This window comes from Campylobacter sp. CNRCH_2014_2849 (assembly GCF_025772845.1).
Classification (GTDB): Bacteria; Campylobacterota; Campylobacteria; order Campylobacterales; family Campylobacteraceae; genus Campylobacter_D; species Campylobacter_D lari_D.
Genome location: NZ_JAKMSW010000008.1, coordinates 60,944 through 80,106 on the forward strand (window position 1 = coordinate 60,944; position 19,163 = coordinate 80,106).

The window sequence follows — 19,163 nt, forward strand, 5'->3', positions numbered from 1 at the left end:
ATGTCTAATATCCAAGCTAGTGATGCTTTAAACTTACTAAGCATCACTCCACAAAATGAAAACCCAAGTAAAGAAAACACTAGCTCGCAAAGTGATGACGAGGAATTTTTAAATTCCTTATTGCAAGCAATAAATGAAAAAGATGGAAGTTTACCAAAAGATTTCAAGACTCCGCAAAAAGATGATAAAGTTAATGATAAAATTTTAAAAGATGATGTCAAAGACAAAATACCGCTGGATGAAAAAGATGCTTTGAAGCTTTTTGAGGGTGCAAATTTTATGCAAATTCTTTCTTTATTGGAGGTTTTACAAAGCGATAGCAAGGATATAAAACTAAACAAACTTGTCCAAGATAATACTGCTATTTTAGCTCTTGAAAAAAATCTACACAAGCTAAAAAATATAAAAAATATTAATGAGCTTTTTAATGTGGCAAAAGAGCTTGGATTAAACATCAAAAATATAAAATTTGAACAAATTAAAGATTTAAAAGAAGCCTTTCCAAATCTTGATAAAAAAGGTTTTTTTGAAATACCAAAACAAAATAATAATACTAATGTTTTTCAAGATTTAATCAATCAAAAAATTACCAAGCTTTTAAAAGAAGAACCAAATACAAGCAAAAATATAAAAAGCAAAGAAAACGAAGGTGTGTCTTTGCTTTCTTCTGCTTTAAAAAATATAGAACTTCCAAAAAAAGATATAAAAACACAAGCAAAAGAAAACATTCAAAACATAGATTTTAAAGAAAAATTAGTAGAAAAAATTCAAATTCAAGATGAAAAAGAAATAAAAAACGCAAAAAATATCCAAAATACAACAACAAAATTCAATGAAAAACTAAGTGATATTGAGTTAATTAATCTTACTCAAAACACAAACCTAAAAAAAGATATTAAAGAAAAAGAAAAGCTAGATTTTAAAGAAATATTAAAGAATGAAAAACTAACTATTAGCGAAGATAGCTTTAGTAAAAAAATAAGTTCTGTTTTAGAAAATTCAAAAGATTTAAAAACTGAATTAACAAATATAAAAAATACTCAAAATATACAAAATCAAAATCAAGATTTAAAAATTAACTTAGAAAATCAATTGGCCCCTCAAGATAAACATTTAAAAATAGATAAAAATAATCAAAATATAGATAATTTTAGTGATATTTTTAAACACACAAAAGAGTTTTCAAAAGATGAAAATGATCATAGTGAAGAGAATTTAAATTCTTATGTAAGGGAAATGAATAGGGTTTCTAATAATTTTATAAAAAATCAAAATATTCCTATGAAAGAAACTTTTAATGATTTTGCCCAAGAATTTAAAGAAAAACTAGAAAGCTACAAAGCACCTATAACTCGCTTTAGTATAACTCTTAATCCACATAATCTTGGAGAAGTAGAAGTAACTTTAGTCCAAAGGGGTTCAAATTTAAATATTAGCTTTAACTCTAATCAAAATACCTTAAATCTTTTCATACAACATCAAGCTGAATTTAAAAATGCTCTTGTAAATATGGGATTTACAAATTTAGAAATGAATTTTAGTAATCAAGAAAGAAAAGAACAAAGCAATCCGCAAAGACAAAAAAACAACAATAGTAAAGAAGATAAGGTGAATTTTGAAAAAGAAATTCAAGAAAAACCGAGCTTAGAAATGGTTTTAGCAAAATATTTTTAAATGGAATATTTTTTGCTTTGAGCTTTAAAAATATATAAAAAAGGATTTTTATGTCAAATATAAACACACAAACCCTTCAAGGTCCTTTAGCAACGCTTAATACTAAAGATATGCCAAATACTAAAGGAAGCACTAGAGCCGGTGAAGGTGATAGCGGGTTGATCTACAACCCTGGGGCAGAACTTGACAAGGATGCGTTTTTAAAGCTTCTTTTAATAGAACTCCAACATCAAGATCCAACAGATCCTATGGATACTGAAAAAATGCTTACCCAAACGGCACAACTTTCAGCACTTGAAATGCAAGATAATACTAATAAAACCATGACTCAACTTGTAACTGCGATGACAAAACTACAAAATTCTATTGCAGCAAGCACAGGTATGAGCGCACTAGCTGCAGTTGGAAAGCTTGCAACAGTTAAAGATAATTACCTTGTAGTGGCAGATGATGATATACAATTTCAAATTAATATGTATTTACCACAAGAACCACAAAAAGGTAAAAAGACTGATATTGATATTGAAGGTTTTGAACTTAAGAAAAATGGCGAAGATAAACTAGATATAACAGGTAAAGTTGATAAAGAAATAGCTGAACCTGGAGAAACTATACATATAAAATTAAAAGATGACAAAGGTCAAGAAGAAACTGTTCAAGCAGTAGTTGGAGAAGATCAAACATTTAAAATAGTAGGACATACCCCAAGTGTTGATATCAAAACAGCAAAGATTGATTCAGCTTATAAATCAGACAGCACGCCTGTAACATTTACTATTTATAATGAAGCAGGAGATCCTGTAAGAACAATGAGTGTTAAAGATATGAGTGCTGGTATGAAACAAATCGTTTGGGATAGAACAGATGATAGTGGAAGTCCTGTACCATCTGGAAAATACTATGTAAGAGCAAGCTATATAGGTGAAGATGGCACAACCGTTAATTCAACTTATGGTGCTTATCCTATCACTGGAGTTAAATTTGAAGAAGGTGAAGCTCTAGTTGGTATGGGCGGTAGCTGGGTTAAATGGGAAGATATTAAAGAGATTACAGGATAAAATCATGTTTACAGCATTTTACAATGGAGTAAATGGAGTAAAATCCCAAAGTTATGGTATAGACAATACCGCTCATAATATAAGCAATGTCAATACAGTCGGTTTTAAATACTCTGATGTGGCATTTAAAGATGTATTTTATAGCACCATAACAACACAATCATATAACAAAGGTCAAACTGGTTATGGTAGTGTAGCAGGAGCTACTAATGATATTTTTGAACAAGGTCCGTTAGTTTCTACTGATAATGAATTTGATGTAGCAATTGCTGGAAAAGGCTTTTTTGGTGTAAGTAATGCCAATGGGGTTTATTATACTAGAAATGGTGCTTTTAAACCTGATGCAAATGGATTTTTAGTAGATTCAAATGGAAATTATGTACTTGGAACTATGAATCCATCATTACAAGAAATTCAACTAAGTGATAGAGTTTCTAATATGTTTGGTCAGATTATGGGACAAAAAGTCACTACAGCTTGGAGTGGAACACCTGGACAGAATTTACAAATGGGCGGGGTTAATACTCAAGGACCTATTTCTGTACCTAAAAATCTTTACTTACCACCTCAACCAACGCAAAATATAACTTGGAGTGGAAATTTAGACACAAGCACCAAAACAGAAGCAGTAAATGTAGATGTAGATGCTTCTAAATTTGAATTTAGTAAAAATGAAGATGGTAGTGTAAAAATTTCAGGTAGTGTAAAAGATGAACAAATTTATGGTATAAAACCTGGCGATACTATATATTTTAAAATCACTGATGAAAAGGGTGCTAGTCAAACATTACAAGCTACTTTAGATGAAAATTTAGCTTTTAGTATCGACAATCAAAAACTAGATAAAGTCGATTTAGAAACAGCCAAATTAGAATCATCTCACTTAAGTGTTGAAAAAGAAGTAGCTGATAGCACAGAACTTTCTGCAAAATTAATAAATCCTGATGGATCTATTAGTTGGGTAAAAGTTAAATTAGATAGAGTTTTACCGCAAAATGGTACAGATTTAGAATACAAAGCCGTTGCACAAGTGTATGATAATGATGGCAATAAAATAGGTGGAACAACTGAAGGTTTAATCACTTTTAACGAATCTGGAGCTTTAGTATCTAACACCTTAAATTCGGTAGATAATAATGGCACAAGGGTTAATATAAATCTTGGTTCTTATTATGATCCAAATATACCAAATTCAGGCTATGATGGGCTTCATGCTTTACAAAACAAACAACCTTCAGTGCATACACAAACAGATGGTAAGGGCGAGGGGTTTTTAAATAATTATTCTATTAACACAGATGGTGCTATCATCGCCACTTTTACCAATGGAGATCAAATAGCTATGGCAAAACTTGCTTTGTTTAATTTCACAAACGAACAAGGCTTGGAAAAGCTAGGGGAAAATCTTTATGGGCAAACAGGAAATAGCGGTAATCCAACTTTTTTACTTGATGCTAATGGAAATTTCAGCACAGCAACTTTTAAAGGTTCTTATTTAGAGCAATCTAATGTAGATTTATCAGTAGCTTTTACTAACTTAATCACTCTACAAAAAGCTTATGATTCAAGTAGTAAAAGTATCACAACAGCCGATCAAATGATACAAAAAGCAATCAACATGAAACGCTAATTTTAGCTTTTCATGTTTTATTTATATTTTTTTGCTCTAAGATATATTTTACCTCTTGCTCAAAAAATTCATACACCCTAAGCTGAACCAAAGATTCTTCTTCATTTTTATCTATTAAACGCTCAAGTTTATCAAATTTTATCTTTTGTATATATCTTGGATTTTTTTTCAAAAGCAAAGCAATATTTTTAAGTAAAGTATCCAAACTAAGCTCACTTTTTAAAACTCTATCTACATATTCTTTAGAAGTTTGCACCAAAATTGCTTGCCTGCTTTTATCTTTTGGATAAATTTCGCTAGCAATATCAGCTAAAACTTGCCAAATTTCTGCTTTTATATTTTTATTTGCCACAATAATAGCCGCAAAAGATTTTGCTCTAAATTCTAAAGACAGATGACTAGGAACAAAAAATTCTCTAAATTTAGATAAAAAATTTGCAAATATACTCAACATACTTCACCTCAATGTTTTTTAAGATATTTTAAGATATTATTTCAACTGCCTTCTCTTAGACCTGTGCAATGCTATTTTTAAGCACCGCTTCAGGGTGGGAACACAGCAGAGCACTTAGACTTAGTGTGTGCCGCAGTCATCTGGGAGAGGGTTTTAAAGTTTAAAATACCCTTTAATATCCTCACAAATCCTAAAGAAATTTACCCCATTAATAGTCGGATTTGTTTTAAAATACTCATACATTCCCACAAAACCGCTTTCAAGCTCTTTAGACTTTACTCCATAGCTAATCGATAAAGCCGCTTCTATAAAAGCTGCTAGCTTATCACAATATTTCAAAGCCTTTCCATCAATAGCCTTAAAACGATCCTCATTAACCGCATCTAAACTACCACTATAAACACTTGGTTTGTTATTAAAAATACGATTTTCAAATTCATTTTTTACAAAGGCACTTTCTTCATTTTGTCCTTCTCTAATACCAAGTATATAACTAAATTCTTCTCTAAAAGATAGTGGTATAAAAGGTAAAATTTTCTCATTAATAAGTTTCATTTCATACTCATTGATGATTTCATTTAAACCATCTATGCCATATTTTACCGGAGAGATGATATCTCTAGTTAAACTTTCAGGCAAATCATGAAACAAAGCACAATAAAAATTGCTTTCTATCCTACCATCGCATGCTTTTACTTCTAAAGAATAAAAATAAGACAAAATAGCTACCACAAGCATATGTCCTAAAACCGCAGTTTCTGGAATCCTTGGAGTTTGTGCCCATCTTTTTTGAAAACGCAAGCGTCCGCTTAGATCGATTATTTTAGAAATTTTTCGATTAAGGGCTATTTTTCTTGCGCCAATTAACTCATAATAATCTTCTAATTCTTCTTCAACCTTAGCCTTAATCTCATCAATATCACTTAAAAATGAACTAGTTTGATAAACTATATTAAACTCCCACCTTGTCGCAAAATACGAAGCAGCTTTTAAAACAAGTCTTTCTTTTACACAATCTTTACCTTGCAAAAAAAGCTCATAGCGTTTTAAAAACTCACCATTTTCAATATCTTGAATCATTGGTGCGATTTTACTTAACACCCAAGCACTTACTTGCTCATTTTTTGCACGCGTTATCTCATGATACACATCAGGGCGTATATCAGTCACTACCACCCTACTTAAAAACTCAAAAATCCCCGCTTCTATGATAAAGCGCATATTGACATCTTTTTCCATTTTAGCAATGAAATAAGCAATGATGAATTTATGCGCTTGCTTATCAAGCTCAACTAAATTTGTCATTCTAGGATAATCATTCCACCTTGATATAGAAGCAGCTTTAAAAATATGCTCTATCAATTCTACACTAATCATTTATTTCCTTTTTTTGCTGTGATTTTACTTTATTTTATAATCTTTAGCAAATTTTATTTTGATATTGTGATTTGATATTTTATTGTAAAATAATCTTTAAAACTTATCATCAACATAAATACGAGGTTCTACCATGATTAAATTAAACAACAACCAAGGTTTTGTAAATATAAATGGTAAAAAAATGATGTGGCCGATTTTTGATGAAGTTTTATTTTTTCACAATGATATAGCAACAGTAAAACTCAATGGCAAGTGGGGCTTAATAAATAAAAATGGAGATTTTATAATAAACCCAATATATGACTATATTAGTCACCTTAATGAAAATTTTATAACTATTCAAATAGGTAATAAGTACGGTTTCGCTGACAAAAACGGAAAAATTATAACTGAACCAAAATTTGACGATACGAATGGTTTTTACGAAAATTTGATATCGGTTTTAATAAACGACAAATGGGGCTTTATTGACACAAATGGAGAATTTATAATAAAACCTAAATTTGATTATGCGGGAAATTTTAACGAAGGACTTGCAGATATAAAACTAAATGAAAAATGGGGGTTTATAAACAATAAAGGGGAAATTGTTATAAATCCTATATTTGATGAAGTAGAGAGTTTTAGCGAAGGCCTCGCAAAGATAAAATTAAACGAAAAATTTGGGTTTATAGACAAAAGTGGAAATATTGTTATAAACCCTATATTTGATAAAGCTTGGTGTTTTCACAATGGTTTTGCTTGGGTTGAATCAAATTATAATTGGATACTTATAGATAAAAATGGATATATTATAGCAAAACCAAAATTTGACTATTTTTTTGATTGTTACAAAGGGTATATAAAATTTTTTAACGAAGATGATAAATTTGGACTTATAGGAACAGATGGAAAAATTATAATAGACCCTAAATTTGACTATATTGAAGATTCATATAATGATATAGTAGAAGTTAGACTGGACAACAAGCACGGCTTTTACAATAAAAACGGAAAAATTATAACTGAACCAAAATTTGACGATACGAATGGTTTTTACGAAAATTTGATATCGGTTTTAATAAACGACAAATGGGGCTTTATTGACACAAATGGAGAATTTATAATAAAACCTAAATTTGATTATGCGGGAAATTTTAACGAAGGACTTGCAGATATAAAACTAAATGAAAAATGGGGGTTTATAAACAATAAAGGGGAAATTGTTATAAATCCTATATTTGATGAAGTAGAGAGTTTTAGCGAAGGCCTCGCAAAGATAAAATTAAACGAAAAATTTGGGTTTATAGACAAAAGTGGAAATATTGTTATAAACCCTATATTTGATGAAGTAGAGAGTTTTTATAATAAAGCCGCAATAGTTCAGCTAAATGGAAAATGGGGCTTTGTAGATACTAATGGAAACATTATAAAATAGCAAATATAATTTGATATTATTCCAATTACTAGAACTTTTATTTTCGCATACTCATTATAATTTTAGCAAATTAAAAACTTTCTATATCACTTAACTTAAGATAAACCTCATCATTTTTACTAAGCTCTTTATGATGATAAAAGCTAAAAATATGTCCTTCCAAACTCACGCCTAGCTCATAAAAATCCCCATAAAACACACATTCTAAAACGCTAGCCTTTAAAGGAGTTTGTGAGGTTGAAATTTGTATATCATTAGGGCGTAAAATGCCATTTTTACTTTGTAAATATGCTTTAAAATTCTCATCTAAAATTGTATTTGGATCTATAAAAAATGCTTCGCCCAAAAAACAAGCACTATCTATATTTTTAGGCTTATAAAAAAGCTCTTTAGCACTTCCATAGTCTAAAATTTTTCCATCCTTAATCAAAGCGATATTGTCTGATAAATAAAAAGCATCGTCTTTATCATGCGTAACAAAAATAGCACTAAGCTTATGCTCTTTTAAAATATTTTTGATTTCTTTGCGCATTTTAACGCTTAAAGTGTGATTTAAATTTGAAAAAGGTTCATCAAAAAGTATAATTTTTGGCCTTGCGACTATGGTTCTTGCTAGTGCTACTCTTTGAGCTTGCCCACCGCTTAGCTCATTTGGATAGCGTTTTAAAAGTGTATTTAAATTTAAAATTTCCAAAACCTCATCAAGCCTTTGTTTTTGCTCGTTTTTACCTAAAGAGCTTATACCAAAGCATATATTTTCTTCTACATTTAAGTGCGGAAACAAAGCATAATCTTGAAACAAAACCCCCACATCACGCTCTTGTGGGGCTAAATACATACTCTTAGAAGCAACTAGTTTATCCCCTATATAAATACTACCATCATTGATTTCAAAAAAACCCGCTATACAACCAAGCAAAGAACTCTTACCACAGCCACTTTCTCCCAAAATACTGACAATCTCGCCTTCTTTTAAGCTCAAAGAAATTCCCTTTAAGACCTCTATTTTTCCAAAAGATTTGTAAAGATTGTCAATTTTTAAGATTTCCATTATTGTCCTTTTTGGTTGTTTTTATTTTGCAAATAATGCATTAAAAATGTAGGGATAATCCCAAATAACACTATAATCAAAGATGGCAAAGAAACATTATAAATTAACTCATTTTCACTATAAGCAAATACAAGTGATGAAAGCGTTTGAAAACCTGAAGGTGAAAGTATAGTTGAAATAGGTAATTCTTTTAAAATATCCACACAAATAATCACCACAGCCAAAGCTAAATAATGTTTCATCAAAGGAAAATGAATTTGAGTGAAAATTTTAAGTGGTTTTGATTTTAAGGTTAAATTTGCATAGTCTATATTTTTAGAAATTCTCTCATAGCCTGATTGAGTTGCAAAAATTCCAGAAGCTAAAAATCTCACAAAGTATCCAAAAAACAGCACTAAAAATCCACCACCTATGGCATACTCAAAAGACAAAAGATCAAAAATATAATTTAACACACCCAAAATCACTAAAATTCCCACAGCTACCACAGCTCCAGGTAAAGAATACCCCAAAGTCGTAAGCCAAAGGATGATTTTAGAAGCTTTTGTATCGTTTAAACGCACTATAAAACATAAATAAAATGCCACTCCCACAATAGCAAAAGAACTCACCAAAGCCACACTAAGACTATAAAATGCAGGTGTTAAGACATTGCTTAAATTTTGCATAAAATCAAACCCGGCCCAATAAACAAGCCACATAATAGGCACGACAAAGGCTAAAAATGCCACTAAAAAGCACCATAAAAAGGCTAAAAATGCCCTAAAGCCTTTTAACTCATCTTTTGGGGTAGGTAAAAACACATTTTGATTAAAGCCTTTTTTACCTCTTTGAATTTTTTCTAAAAGCATTAAAAATGCGATAAATACAAGTAAAGCCACGCTTAAAGCCACAGCACTGACTTCATCGCCACCACTTCCCCATGTTCTAAAAATTCCTGCACTAAAAGTATCCACGCCAAAATACGCCACCAAACCATAATCACTCAAAACCTCCATAGCCACCAACAGCAAAGCACCCACTATACCCACACGACAAAATGGTAAAATCACTTTAAAAAATGTTTTTAAATTAGAAGCCTTAAGTGTTTTGGCACTTAAAATGATATTTCCAAGTCCATAAGCAAAGGTATTTTTAGCAAAAAAATACACATAAGGATAAAGAGCAAAAGATAAAATCACAATCACGCCATATACATTCATGATATCTATACGCCTATCAACACCTAAAAACGTGGGAATTAAGCCTTGAAATTCAAACAAATCAATCCAAACAAAACCCATTACATAAGAAGGTATAGCCAAAGGTAAAATCAAAAACCATTCAAAAAATTTCGAGCCAAAAAATTTATAAAAAGCTATCAAATAAGCACTAATTAATCCTATAATCAAACACAATACTAAAGTCCCAAACAATATAAAAGCACTACCAAAAATATACCTTGGTAAGACATTTTTACTCAAATGTTTTAAGGTATTAATATCTATAAAAGGAAGGTGTAAGATAATAGCAAGTATAGGCAGTATGATTAAACTACAGAAAAAAAAGGTGGCAAAAGACCACCTTAGACTTAAAAATTTCAAATTTTATTTTTCCTTAATTATTTCCATTGAACTTCATCAAAAATCATTAAAGCTTCTTTAGCATTACCCCAATAAGCTTCAAAATTTGGCTTTTCTACTTTAAACTCGCCCCAAGATTGTAAAATTTTAGCAGGTTTTACTTCTTTATTTACTGGATATTCATAATTTTGGTTTGTTAAAATTTCTTGTGCTTCTTTTGAAAGCATAAACTCGATAAATTTAACCGCAGCTTCTTTATTTTTAGAAGTTTTTAAAACACCTATACCACTTACATTGATATGTGTTCCTCTATCATCTTGGTTTGGAAAAATCACTTTTACTGAATTTGCAGCTTCAACATCTTTAGGATTTTTTGAATTTGCTAAATGTCCTAGATAATAACTATTTGATATAGCCACATCGCCTTCTTTTGCATAGATTGCACGAATTTGATCACGATCCCCACCTTTTGGAGTGCGTGCAAGATTATTTGCTATGCCTTGTGCCCATTCTTTTGCTTTTTCTTTGCCCAAAGTATCTATCATAGCACTTAACAAAGAAATATTATAAACATTATTTGAACTTCTTACTAAAACCTTACCTTTAAATTTAGGATCAGTTAAATCTTCATAAGTTTTAATCTCTCCATCTTTAATTCTATCTTTAGAAGCGATGATGATTCTTGCTCTTGTTGTAAAAGCATACCATTCGTTATTTTTGCCTCTTAGCTCTTTTGGAGAAAGTTTTTCTAGCTCAGGCGAGCTAACTGAAACAAAAAGATTATTTGTGCGAACTTGTTCTAAATTTCCCGCATCAGCAGTCATAAATAAATCTGCTTTTGAATTTTTACCTTCAACTTCTAATCTTTTAGCAAGCTCATTAGCCTTAGCTTGCACCACATTTACACTAATACCTGTTTTTTCTTGAAATAATTTGAAAATTCCTTTATCAGAATCATAATGACGATGAGAATAAATCGTAAGCTCTTGAGCACTTAAGCTCATAGCAGCTAGTAAAGATAGTAAAACTACTTTTGCTTTCATTTTATAAATTTCCTTAATTTTAAATTTTGAAATTGATAAGGATTATTATATTAATAATTCACTTTATATTTACTTAAATTGATATACATAATCAATTTAAAATAAAATAATACAAAATTAACATAAATCAAGATATTTTTTCTCTTATTTTTATATAATCATCAAAAATACAATATACAAAGGAGATAAAATGACACAAGAGCAAATTCAAATCATCAAAGATTGTGTACCAATTTTACAAAAAAATGGTGAAGTTTTGACAAAAGAATTTTATAAAATCATGTTTGAAGAATATCCTGAAGTAAAACCTATGTTTAATATGGAAAAACAAGCTTCAGGCGAGCAACCAAAAGCTTTAGCAATGGCTATTTTAATGGCAGCAAAAAATGTAGAAAATTTAGAAAATATGAGAAGCTTTGTTGATAAAGTAGCTATCACTCATACAAAATTAAATGTCAAAGAGGAGCATTACCCTATAGTAGGTGCTTGTCTTTTAAAGGCTATTAAAGTAGTGTTAAATGCAGATGAAACTACACTAAAAGCTTGGGAAGAAGCTTACAAAGCTATCGCACAATTTTACATAAACATTGAAAAAGAAATTTATGCAAAAGCTAAGTGACAATAGGCTTTGATTTTTCAAAGCCTATTTTAAAAACGCTATCCCCGCTTTTGCTATTTTTACATCCTCATCTAAGTGTGCTCCACCCACACCTATACCACCAACAACAACTCCATCTATAAAAATCGGTACCCCACCAGGCATAATAGAAAACTTATCATCTAAATAACGAATATCTTCAGGTATTTTACCCTCTTTTACACCTTTAAAAATAACTGCTGTTTCTCTTTTTTGCGAAGTGGCTGTGTAGGCTTTTTTATAACTAGCATTAATCGTATGCACACCTGCTTTATCATCTCTTAAAACTGCTAAAATTTGACCAGATTTATCTACTATGGTAATACTTACATGAAAGCCATTTTTTCTTGCTTCTTTCTTTGCAAGATCCAAAATCCCTTCAACCATTTGCGAAGTTAGAACAGGCTCTTTTACAAGCTCAAAAGATTTTGCCATCAAACTTACTCCTAAAAATAAACATAAAATAAATAATTTTTTCATTTTTATCCTTTAAAATTTTTCTACTGCATTTTTTGCTAGTTCTTTAATATCGCCTTTTAATTCACAAATTTGACCATTTTGTGCGAGTAAAATTCTATCAGCCATGTCAAAATATACTTCATCATGTGTTATAGCAAATATTGTAATGCCTTTTTGCTTTAAAAGTGGCAAAAGCTTAGTGTAAAAAAACTTTCTAAACATAGGATCTTGATCAGCTGCCCACTCATCTAATATTAAAATATCTCTTTTTTCAAGTAAAGCATTAAGCATAGCAAGGCGCTTTTTTTGTCCAGCCGAGAGCTTTATAGTGCTAAAAGTATTTTCCACAAGCTCTACTTTTTCATTTAGTTCTAAAATTTCAAGCCAATATGCCAAGTCCTCTTTGCTAAATTTCTCATCTTCTAAAACATGCTCAAATAAATGAAAATCACTAAAAATCGCACTAATTAAACTTCTATATTCATAAATATTTTCTGAAGTTATTTTTTCATCATCTAAAAAAATATCCCCTTTAAAGTCTATAAAAAGTCCTGCTAAAATCATAGAAAAAGTAGATTTACCACTACCATTTTTCCCTATTAAAAATACGCATTCGCCCTTTTTAAGCTCAAAATTTACAGGTTTTAGTGCAAAATTTTCATTATAAGAAAAAGATACATCTTTAAAACAAAGTTTTTGCCAAGTTTTTTTATTTTGACTGAATTTAAACTCATGAGAATAATTTTCTAAATTTAAATTTGAAATTTTATCTAAAGCGATTTTTGCCATCATAAGCGTAGGAAAACTTCCTATCATAGCTCCAAGTGGTGATCTTAAAAAAAGCACGCTTAAAGCAATAGTAGTAGCACTTTGCAAACTAGCAAGTTCATAGCTTAAAGCTATATAAAACTCCACTCCTACTAAAGCTAGCATGGCACTATTACTCCAATTATTAGATAAGATATGTAAGATATTTCCTATAGTGGAGCTTTTTTTCTTTTTTAGAGCATTTTTTTCAAACTCGTTTTCATAATAATACTTTGCCCTTAAAGGATTTAAGGTTAATTCTTTATGCCCTTGTAAAATATTTTGATAGTTTTTTTGCAAAGCATCATCATTTTCCCTAGCATTTTTAAAATAAAAATACACCTTACTCATTAAAAAATTATCCACCAAAAAAACGCACACTATCCACACAAAACACAAAAAGAAAATTTCTAAAGAAAGATAAGCTATATAAGCACTTACACAAATAATCAAAACACTTGATTGTATGAATTCAGGAAGTCTTAAAAGTCCAAAAGAAATACTACGCACATCATTATTCAAAGAAGCCAAAATCTTTGCTTTAGTAGTATTTAAAATACTCAAAACACTTGTATCTAAAATTTGCTTTACAACCCTTCTTTGCATTTTAAAAATAAAACTTTGTCCAAACGAGCTTAAAGCAATTTCTACAAAAGAAGAACTCGCAAAAAATACAAGCAACAAAAGCACAAAATACACGATAATATTTGAGTTTTCAAGATTAGCTTTTAATAAAAATTCATTGATAAAAACTAAAGTCAATACACCTAATATACTCGTAAAAATACTAAAAAGCAAAAAAAGAATGATTTTTAATTTGCTTTCTTTAAATAAAAAAACTAAAAATTTCATTTAATCTAAACCTTAACTCTAAAAGTAAATTATATAACAAAAATATGCATAATAAATTATTTATATTGTTTATGTTTATTTATTTTTATTTAACTATAAATAAATTTTGTTATAATATATTTAAAAATTACATATTGATATTAATAATTATTTAAGGATAGCTGATGTCTAGTTTTTCTAACCATATTCTTTTATCTGGTATTGTTATTTCTATCTTATTTGATCAAAGTCTAGCGCTACCTAGTGGTGGTAAATTTACACATGGAACTAGTGGTTCTATTAGCATAAATGATAATCATATGAATATCCACGGAAATGGGCAAAATTCTGTAATACAATGGGGTGGGGGATTTAGCATAGGCAAAGGTGAAAGTGTAAATTTTAATGGAAACAATAAAAACTACCTAAACATTGCTCATGGTACAAGTAAATCCACCATAGAAGGTTTATTAAATGCAAGTGGCAATAATGTCTTTTTAATCAATCCTAATGGAGTAATCATAACTAAAATAGGAACTATCAATGCCAATCGCTTTGTAGCTTCAACCTCATCAATAAGTTCTGATGAAATACAAAAATTTGCAAATGGAAAAACAAACACCATACAATCACCCATTATAAAATTAGATAAAAACAATGGCAATGTAGTTAATATGGGAAATATTAACGCTGAAGAAGTTGTCTTTATAGGAAATAAAATTTTATTAAATTCAAATATTAAAAATTCAAATGATTTATTAACTAAAATCAACTCAAAAAACATCAAACTTATAGGAAACGAAATAGACATTGATACATCAAATATAAACGCAAATTCTTTATCAAAATTAGAAGTAAGCGCTAAAGAAAGAGGTTCTATATATTTAAATGCTAGTGGATATTACTACGATCCTAATTCTTTTGCAGTTTTTGATAAACTTAAACAAGCTGATTTTCAAAATATAAAACATAATAATAACTCCTTTAACATATATGATTTTGTAGGAATATCTTCAGATGTTGATTGGTGGCATTTTGCCAAAGGTTGGAATGAAAATAAAAAAGATTTTAGAAATACAGCTACCGAATACAGACTAACAAATGATATAGATTTTAAAGGAAAAAACTATGCAAATTACTGTATAGAAGGATATGGTTGCACCAATATGATAGTAGGATATAAAGATCCTATTTACAATGATAATTGGGAAATTATAGAAGATAATAGCTTTTATAATAAAATTTTTGACGGACAAAATTTTGCTTTAAAAAATATATTCATAGATACAAATGTATTATCAGATTCTTTAAGATATGTTGGTATATTTGGAAATGCTAATGGTTCTGAATTTAAAAATATAATAATTGATTATAACGATAATTCTATTCTATCAAACTCAATGTATACTGGAGGTTTTGTAGGACATGCAAGTGGTGGCAGTAAATTTGAAAATATAGAGTTAAAAAATATCTCTAAAATCTCTACACAAAATAAAAACAACCTCTACGCAGGAGGTTTTATAGGATATGTTAATGGTGCTAACTTTAACAAGATTGATATAAAATCAATAGGAGAAATCAGCGGTATTAGCCTTGAAAATAGATCACATATTGGAGGTTTTGTAGGTGGAATTAACAATGGAAAATTTGAAAATATAAACATATCACAAATAAATAAAATTATTAATGATAAAACAACAAAAGCAACATATACGGGTGGTTTTGCCGGAGAAGTATGGGGAGGAAAATTTAGCAATATCGATATAAGACAAATTGATGAAATTAATGGAGGCTTTGTTACAGGTGGTTTTTCAGGTAATATAGGCTATGCTGATCTTGAAAATATAAATTTAGATATAAACAACATAACCTCCACTTTTACTACTTTACGCCATACTTATGCTGGCGGGTTTGTAGGAAGTATTGATTCTGGTGATACTTATTTTAAAAACATCAATGTGCGTGTTAAAAATGTAAAAAGCATTAGTCAAGATAACAAAGATGGCTCATTGGAAGAAGATTTTTTTGATACAGGAAATGCTTATGCTGGCGGGTTTGTAGGTTTTGCTAATGGAGGTGTTTTTGATAATATTAGCATAGAAGCTGAAAAAATAGAAAGCATTAATAATAACTCCATGGAAGGCACTCGTGCTGCAAGTGGTGGCTTTGCAGGAAAAATAGAAGGATATAGAAGTGATAATTTATCTCTTTCAAATATCACAATAAAAAATATTGACACTATTTCAGGCAAGATTGAAAAAGACAAAAGCGGAATGGTGAATGTTGGAGGTTTTGCAGGATGGATTCAAAAAGAAGGTAAAGGAAGTTTTTCTAACATAAGCATATATGATATAAAAAATATACAAGCTTATGGACAAAAAGACTTTGCCAATGCTGCTGGGTTTATCGGATATATTGAAGGGCGTTCAATGTTTCAAAAATTTAATTTAGATTTTAAAAATATATATTTATTTTTTGAAAATGACTCCCAAATACAATCTTTTGCAAGTGATGGTAAAAATTTAAGTGGAAAATTTATTAGTGCCTATAACGATAAAAATGTAAATTTAGCTTTTAAGAATATACATATTTATCATCATGAAAATGATTTTAATGATGTTTTTAGCGACTTAAAATTATGGAAAGATATGAAAATTAATATTCATACCTATAATGATGATAATAAAAATTTAAAATTTGAAGATTTTTTAAGTAAAGATAATACAATAGCAAGACCTATTATAGAACTACCAAAAAAACCAGATTTTTCAAATAAAATAGAAATTAATTACCCAAATATAGACAATATCATACAAGAAGAAGCCATCCTCAGTAAAGATGATTTATATGAAGATGTCATCAAAAATGAAATTCTAGCAGATCTTATCAATCAGCATTATAAAATATATATTGATGTTTTATTGGATATGTTAGCAGAAAAAGATTATAATCTAATGACAGAAGATGAAAAAGTAGATTTTGTGGCAAAATACTTCATCAAAGATACAGCAAATAATAAATCACAAGCCTTGAAGATAGTTCAAAGTTTAGATTTTATAATGGCTTATCAAAACAACGGATTAAATAATGCAAATAATGATAAATTTGAAGAAGGTGTAAAAGATTTTTATCAAAACAATATAAAATCAAATATAGACAAAACAATTGAGAAAAAAATAAGTATATTAGAAATTCTAAAAGGAGAGTTAAAAGATATAGTTTTAAATTCACAACAACTTCTAAAAGAATTGGAAAATATAAAATTACAACTTCAAATAGCAGAAAAATCTTATAATGACTATATAAAAAACAATTCTTCACTAGATCCTAATAAGCTAGCTCAATTACTTAAAAATATCAATATGCTAGAAAAACAACAAGAAACAGTAGCTTCCAAATTAGGATTAGCAGAAATTAAAAATAAAATAGAATATCAACACAATAAAGGTAGTTTTTTAATAATGGGAGATTATCAATATGACTTATATAAACCTATTTTAGAAAGCATTGATCTAACACCTAGCATTCCTATTGAACCTGATTTACCTTGGACTGATCTAACACCTAGTATTCCTAGCATTCCTACACTAGAAAACAATCAAGCAAAATCAAGTCTAAACAATAATCAAAACTATCCTGCAATGATTAATGACAATATTGCTAATTTATTTTTATTTAATTCTTTAGGAGATGATTTAGTTAAAGATGAAATAATAATCAAAGAAATTGGGGAACTTGATATAGAAGCTCGTAAAAAAACTTGTATTGTAAGCGATGGGTTTAAAGCTATGAACCCATGTACTAATTAAAGAAAGTTAAATGCATAAGATTATTGTTTGCACCTTAATTTTAACATGTGCTTTACGAGCTACAAATGACAATATAAAAATAATAGAATTATCTCCTGATAGAAATATACCACAAAACAAAGCTTTAAAAGAAAATTTAAAAACTGAACAAAATTATGAAAAATTTCAAGATGCTAGAGAAATCATAAATACACACCAAGAACATTATGAAAAAGAAATACTTACTCACTATAATTTTCACATCACAAACAAAGGAATTGATTTTGAAAATTTAGGAATTGAAGAAGAGGAATTACATAATCTCATATTAAATTATGAACAGAAAAAATTTAATATCCAAGATTTGCAAGATGTATCAAATATTGTTGCTTATTATTTCCAAGTTAATGGCTATCCTGCTGCAACAGTGTTTATTCCAAAACAAAATTTTGAAGATGGCAATATAGAACTAAACATTGCTTTAGGAGTATTTGGAAAACACATAATAGAAAACAAAACCTCGATCAAAGATCATTTCATAAAAGATAAATTAGATAAAAAACTTAAAGGTAGAATTATCTCCACTAAATTAATAGAAGATAGCGCATATAAAGTCAATGAAATGTATGGAGTACAAACCCTAGCAGGCTTACAAGCAGGAGAGAATGTAGGAGAAACTGATGTAGTTATAGAAGTAGTTCCTGATACTAAGGCCAATGTATTATTATATGCTGATAATTATGGTATTGAAAGTTCTGGCAAATATAGAATAGGCATCAGCATGGGATTTAATTCTATATTTAATATGGGAGATTATTATAATTTTTACTTACAATCAAGCAATGAAAAACAAATCAACTACGGGGCTAGTTATACTTTCTTTTTAGGAAATTTAAAAATTACTCCAAGTGTATCAAAAGGAAATTATTCCTTGGGAGAAGATTATGAAAATGCCGGATTTTATGGTACTTCTAGAAATTTCGGTATAGACTTTTCTTATCCTGTGTGGATTAATACTAATTCATCATTTTACTTTACTTCAAGTATTTATCATAAAATACTTAGTGATACAAGTGCTGGATTTTTAACTTTTAATAAGCATTCTAATGTAGGTAGCATAGGTTTAGAAGGTTTATTTAGAAATTTTCATAACACTTTTATTTATAGTACCAAAATTAACCTAGGCAAGGTCTATGACGATGGGGTTAATTTTTTAGGTACTAATTATAAAAATAATAGTAATGGCATGGGTTGGTTTAGAAAACTCAATGCTAGTTTGAATAATTATTATAGTATTAATGAGTATATTACTCATACTTTAAATATAAACTATCAAAAGGTATTAGGAAATTTTGAATTAGATTCTTCTGAG

The 19,163-nt window shown here is 29.2% G+C and carries 14 protein-coding genes and 1 other RNA gene; 8 read left to right on the plus strand and 7 right to left on the minus strand.

The genetic code is table 11. The features are described from left to right. The 3 genes from L8X33_RS06720 to L8X33_RS06730 are packed head-to-tail and all read left to right on the plus strand — an operon-like array spanning nucleotide 1 to nucleotide 4,362. Nucleotides 1–1,674, plus strand: coding sequence for a flagellar hook-length control protein FliK (locus L8X33_RS06720; protein ID WP_263670294.1), 1,674 nt, complete (start codon nucleotides 1–3; stop codon nucleotides 1,672–1,674). Nucleotides 1,675–1,724: 50 nt separating this feature from the next. After that, nucleotides 1,725–2,732, plus strand: a complete 1,008-nt coding sequence (locus tag L8X33_RS08800; RefSeq protein WP_263670295.1) for a flagellar hook capping FlgD N-terminal domain-containing protein — start codon at nucleotides 1,725–1,727, stop codon at nucleotides 2,730–2,732. A 4-nt stretch (nucleotides 2,733–2,736) separates the two neighbouring features. Beyond that, nucleotides 2,737–4,362: a flagellar hook protein FlgE gene (locus L8X33_RS06730; protein WP_263670296.1), complete on the plus strand. Its 1,626-nt coding sequence runs from the start codon at nucleotides 2,737–2,739 to the stop codon at nucleotides 4,360–4,362. Between the two features lie 10 nt (nucleotides 4,363–4,372). Here the strand turns inward: L8X33_RS06730 and L8X33_RS06735 are convergent, their stop codons facing one another. Then, nucleotides 4,373–4,816 carry a hypothetical protein gene (locus L8X33_RS06735; RefSeq protein ID WP_133319033.1) on the minus strand — a complete coding sequence of 148 codons (444 nt, stop codon included), beginning with the start codon at nucleotides 4,814–4,816 and terminating at the stop codon, nucleotides 4,373–4,375. Between the two features lie 52 nt (nucleotides 4,817–4,868). On the opposite strand from L8X33_RS06735, the gene ffs reads away from it, so the two are divergent. Then, an RNA gene (gene ffs / locus L8X33_RS06740) (signal recognition particle sRNA small type) lies at nucleotides 4,869–4,966 on the plus strand. A gap of 3 nt (nucleotides 4,967–4,969) precedes the next feature. Here the strand turns inward: ffs and L8X33_RS06745 are convergent. Continuing rightward, nucleotides 4,970–6,193: an HD domain-containing protein gene (locus tag L8X33_RS06745; RefSeq protein ID WP_263670298.1), complete on the minus strand. Its 1,224-nt coding sequence runs from the start codon at nucleotides 6,191–6,193 to the stop codon at nucleotides 4,970–4,972. A gap of 133 nt (nucleotides 6,194–6,326) precedes the next feature. Between L8X33_RS06745 and L8X33_RS06750 the strand changes: the two genes are divergently transcribed. Next, nucleotides 6,327–7,613, plus strand: a complete 1,287-nt coding sequence (locus L8X33_RS06750; protein WP_263660639.1) for a WG repeat-containing protein — start codon at nucleotides 6,327–6,329, stop codon at nucleotides 7,611–7,613. A 70-nt stretch (nucleotides 7,614–7,683) separates the two neighbouring features. On the opposite strand, the gene L8X33_RS06755 is transcribed toward L8X33_RS06750, so the two are convergent. From L8X33_RS06755 to L8X33_RS06765, 3 genes are read right to left on the minus strand one after another with little or no spacing between them, the layout of a single operon-like run. Beyond that, on the minus strand, nucleotides 7,684–8,664 hold the full coding sequence (locus L8X33_RS06755; protein WP_263660638.1) for an ABC transporter ATP-binding protein: 981 nt from the start codon (nucleotides 8,662–8,664) through the stop codon (nucleotides 7,684–7,686). Continuing rightward, nucleotides 8,664–10,247, minus strand: coding sequence for an ABC transporter permease (locus L8X33_RS06760; protein ID WP_263670300.1), 1,584 nt, complete (start codon nucleotides 10,245–10,247; stop codon nucleotides 8,664–8,666). The genes L8X33_RS06755 and L8X33_RS06760 overlap by 1 nt, the downstream gene beginning before the upstream one ends. A gap of 17 nt (nucleotides 10,248–10,264) precedes the next feature. Further along, nucleotides 10,265–11,269: an extracellular solute-binding protein gene (locus L8X33_RS06765; protein WP_133319037.1), complete on the minus strand. Its 1,005-nt coding sequence runs from the start codon at nucleotides 11,267–11,269 to the stop codon at nucleotides 10,265–10,267. Nucleotides 11,270–11,459: 190 nt separating this feature from the next. On the opposite strand from L8X33_RS06765, the gene cgb reads away from it, so the two are divergent. Continuing rightward, entirely contained in the window at nucleotides 11,460–11,888 is a 429-nt protein-coding gene (cgb, locus tag L8X33_RS06770) for a single-domain globin Cgb (protein WP_133319038.1), read from the plus strand. Between the two features lie 24 nt (nucleotides 11,889–11,912). Here the strand turns inward: cgb and L8X33_RS06775 are convergent, their stop codons facing one another. Next, entirely contained in the window at nucleotides 11,913–12,386 is a 474-nt protein-coding gene (locus L8X33_RS06775; RefSeq protein WP_133319039.1) for a GlcG/HbpS family heme-binding protein, read from the minus strand. 9 nt (nucleotides 12,387–12,395) lie between these two features. Beyond that, a complete protein-coding gene (locus tag L8X33_RS06780; RefSeq protein ID WP_263670302.1) occupies nucleotides 12,396–14,024 on the minus strand; it encodes a multidrug ABC transporter permease/ATP-binding protein in 1,629 nt (542 codons plus the stop codon). 164 nt (nucleotides 14,025–14,188) lie between these two features. Between L8X33_RS06780 and L8X33_RS06785 the strand changes: the two genes are divergently transcribed. Together L8X33_RS06785 and L8X33_RS06790 are read left to right on the plus strand one after the other, a co-directional pair. Next, nucleotides 14,189–17,812: a filamentous hemagglutinin N-terminal domain-containing protein gene (locus tag L8X33_RS06785; protein WP_263670303.1), complete on the plus strand. Its 3,624-nt coding sequence runs from the start codon at nucleotides 14,189–14,191 to the stop codon at nucleotides 17,810–17,812. Nucleotides 17,813–17,822: 10 nt separating this feature from the next. After that, nucleotides 17,823–19,163: ShlB/FhaC/HecB family hemolysin secretion/activation protein (locus L8X33_RS06790; RefSeq protein WP_263670304.1), on the plus strand; the 1,341-nt coding region annotated here is incomplete at its 3' end.

Bases quoted from the DNA above. Each gene is read 5' to 3' on its own strand.
- L8X33_RS06720 (WP_263670294.1), top strand. From the start codon at position 1: ATGTCTAATATCCAAGCTAGTGATGCTTTAAACTTACTAAGCATCACT.
- L8X33_RS08800 (WP_263670295.1), top strand. From the start codon at position 1,725: ATGTCAAATATAAACACACAAACCCTTCAAGGTCCTTTAGCAACGCTT.
- L8X33_RS06730 (WP_263670296.1), top strand. From the start codon at position 2,737: ATGTTTACAGCATTTTACAATGGAGTAAATGGAGTAAAATCCCAAAGT.
- L8X33_RS06735 (WP_133319033.1), bottom strand. From the start codon at position 4,816: ATGTTGAGTATATTTGCAAATTTTTTATCTAAATTTAGAGAATTTTTT.
- L8X33_RS06745 (WP_263670298.1), bottom strand. From the start codon at position 6,193: ATGATTAGTGTAGAATTGATAGAGCATATTTTTAAAGCTGCTTCTATA.
- L8X33_RS06750 (WP_263660639.1), top strand. From the start codon at position 6,327: ATGATTAAATTAAACAACAACCAAGGTTTTGTAAATATAAATGGTAAA.
- L8X33_RS06755 (WP_263660638.1), bottom strand. From the start codon at position 8,664: ATGGAAATCTTAAAAATTGACAATCTTTACAAATCTTTTGGAAAAATA.
- L8X33_RS06765 (WP_133319037.1), bottom strand. From the start codon at position 11,269: ATGAAAGCAAAAGTAGTTTTACTATCTTTACTAGCTGCTATGAGCTTA.
- cgb (WP_133319038.1), top strand. From the start codon at position 11,460: ATGACACAAGAGCAAATTCAAATCATCAAAGATTGTGTACCAATTTTA.
- L8X33_RS06775 (WP_133319039.1), bottom strand. From the start codon at position 12,386: ATGAAAAAATTATTTATTTTATGTTTATTTTTAGGAGTAAGTTTGATG.
- L8X33_RS06780 (WP_263670302.1), bottom strand. From the start codon at position 14,024: ATGAAATTTTTAGTTTTTTTATTTAAAGAAAGCAAATTAAAAATCATT.
- L8X33_RS06785 (WP_263670303.1), top strand. From the start codon at position 14,189: ATGTCTAGTTTTTCTAACCATATTCTTTTATCTGGTATTGTTATTTCT.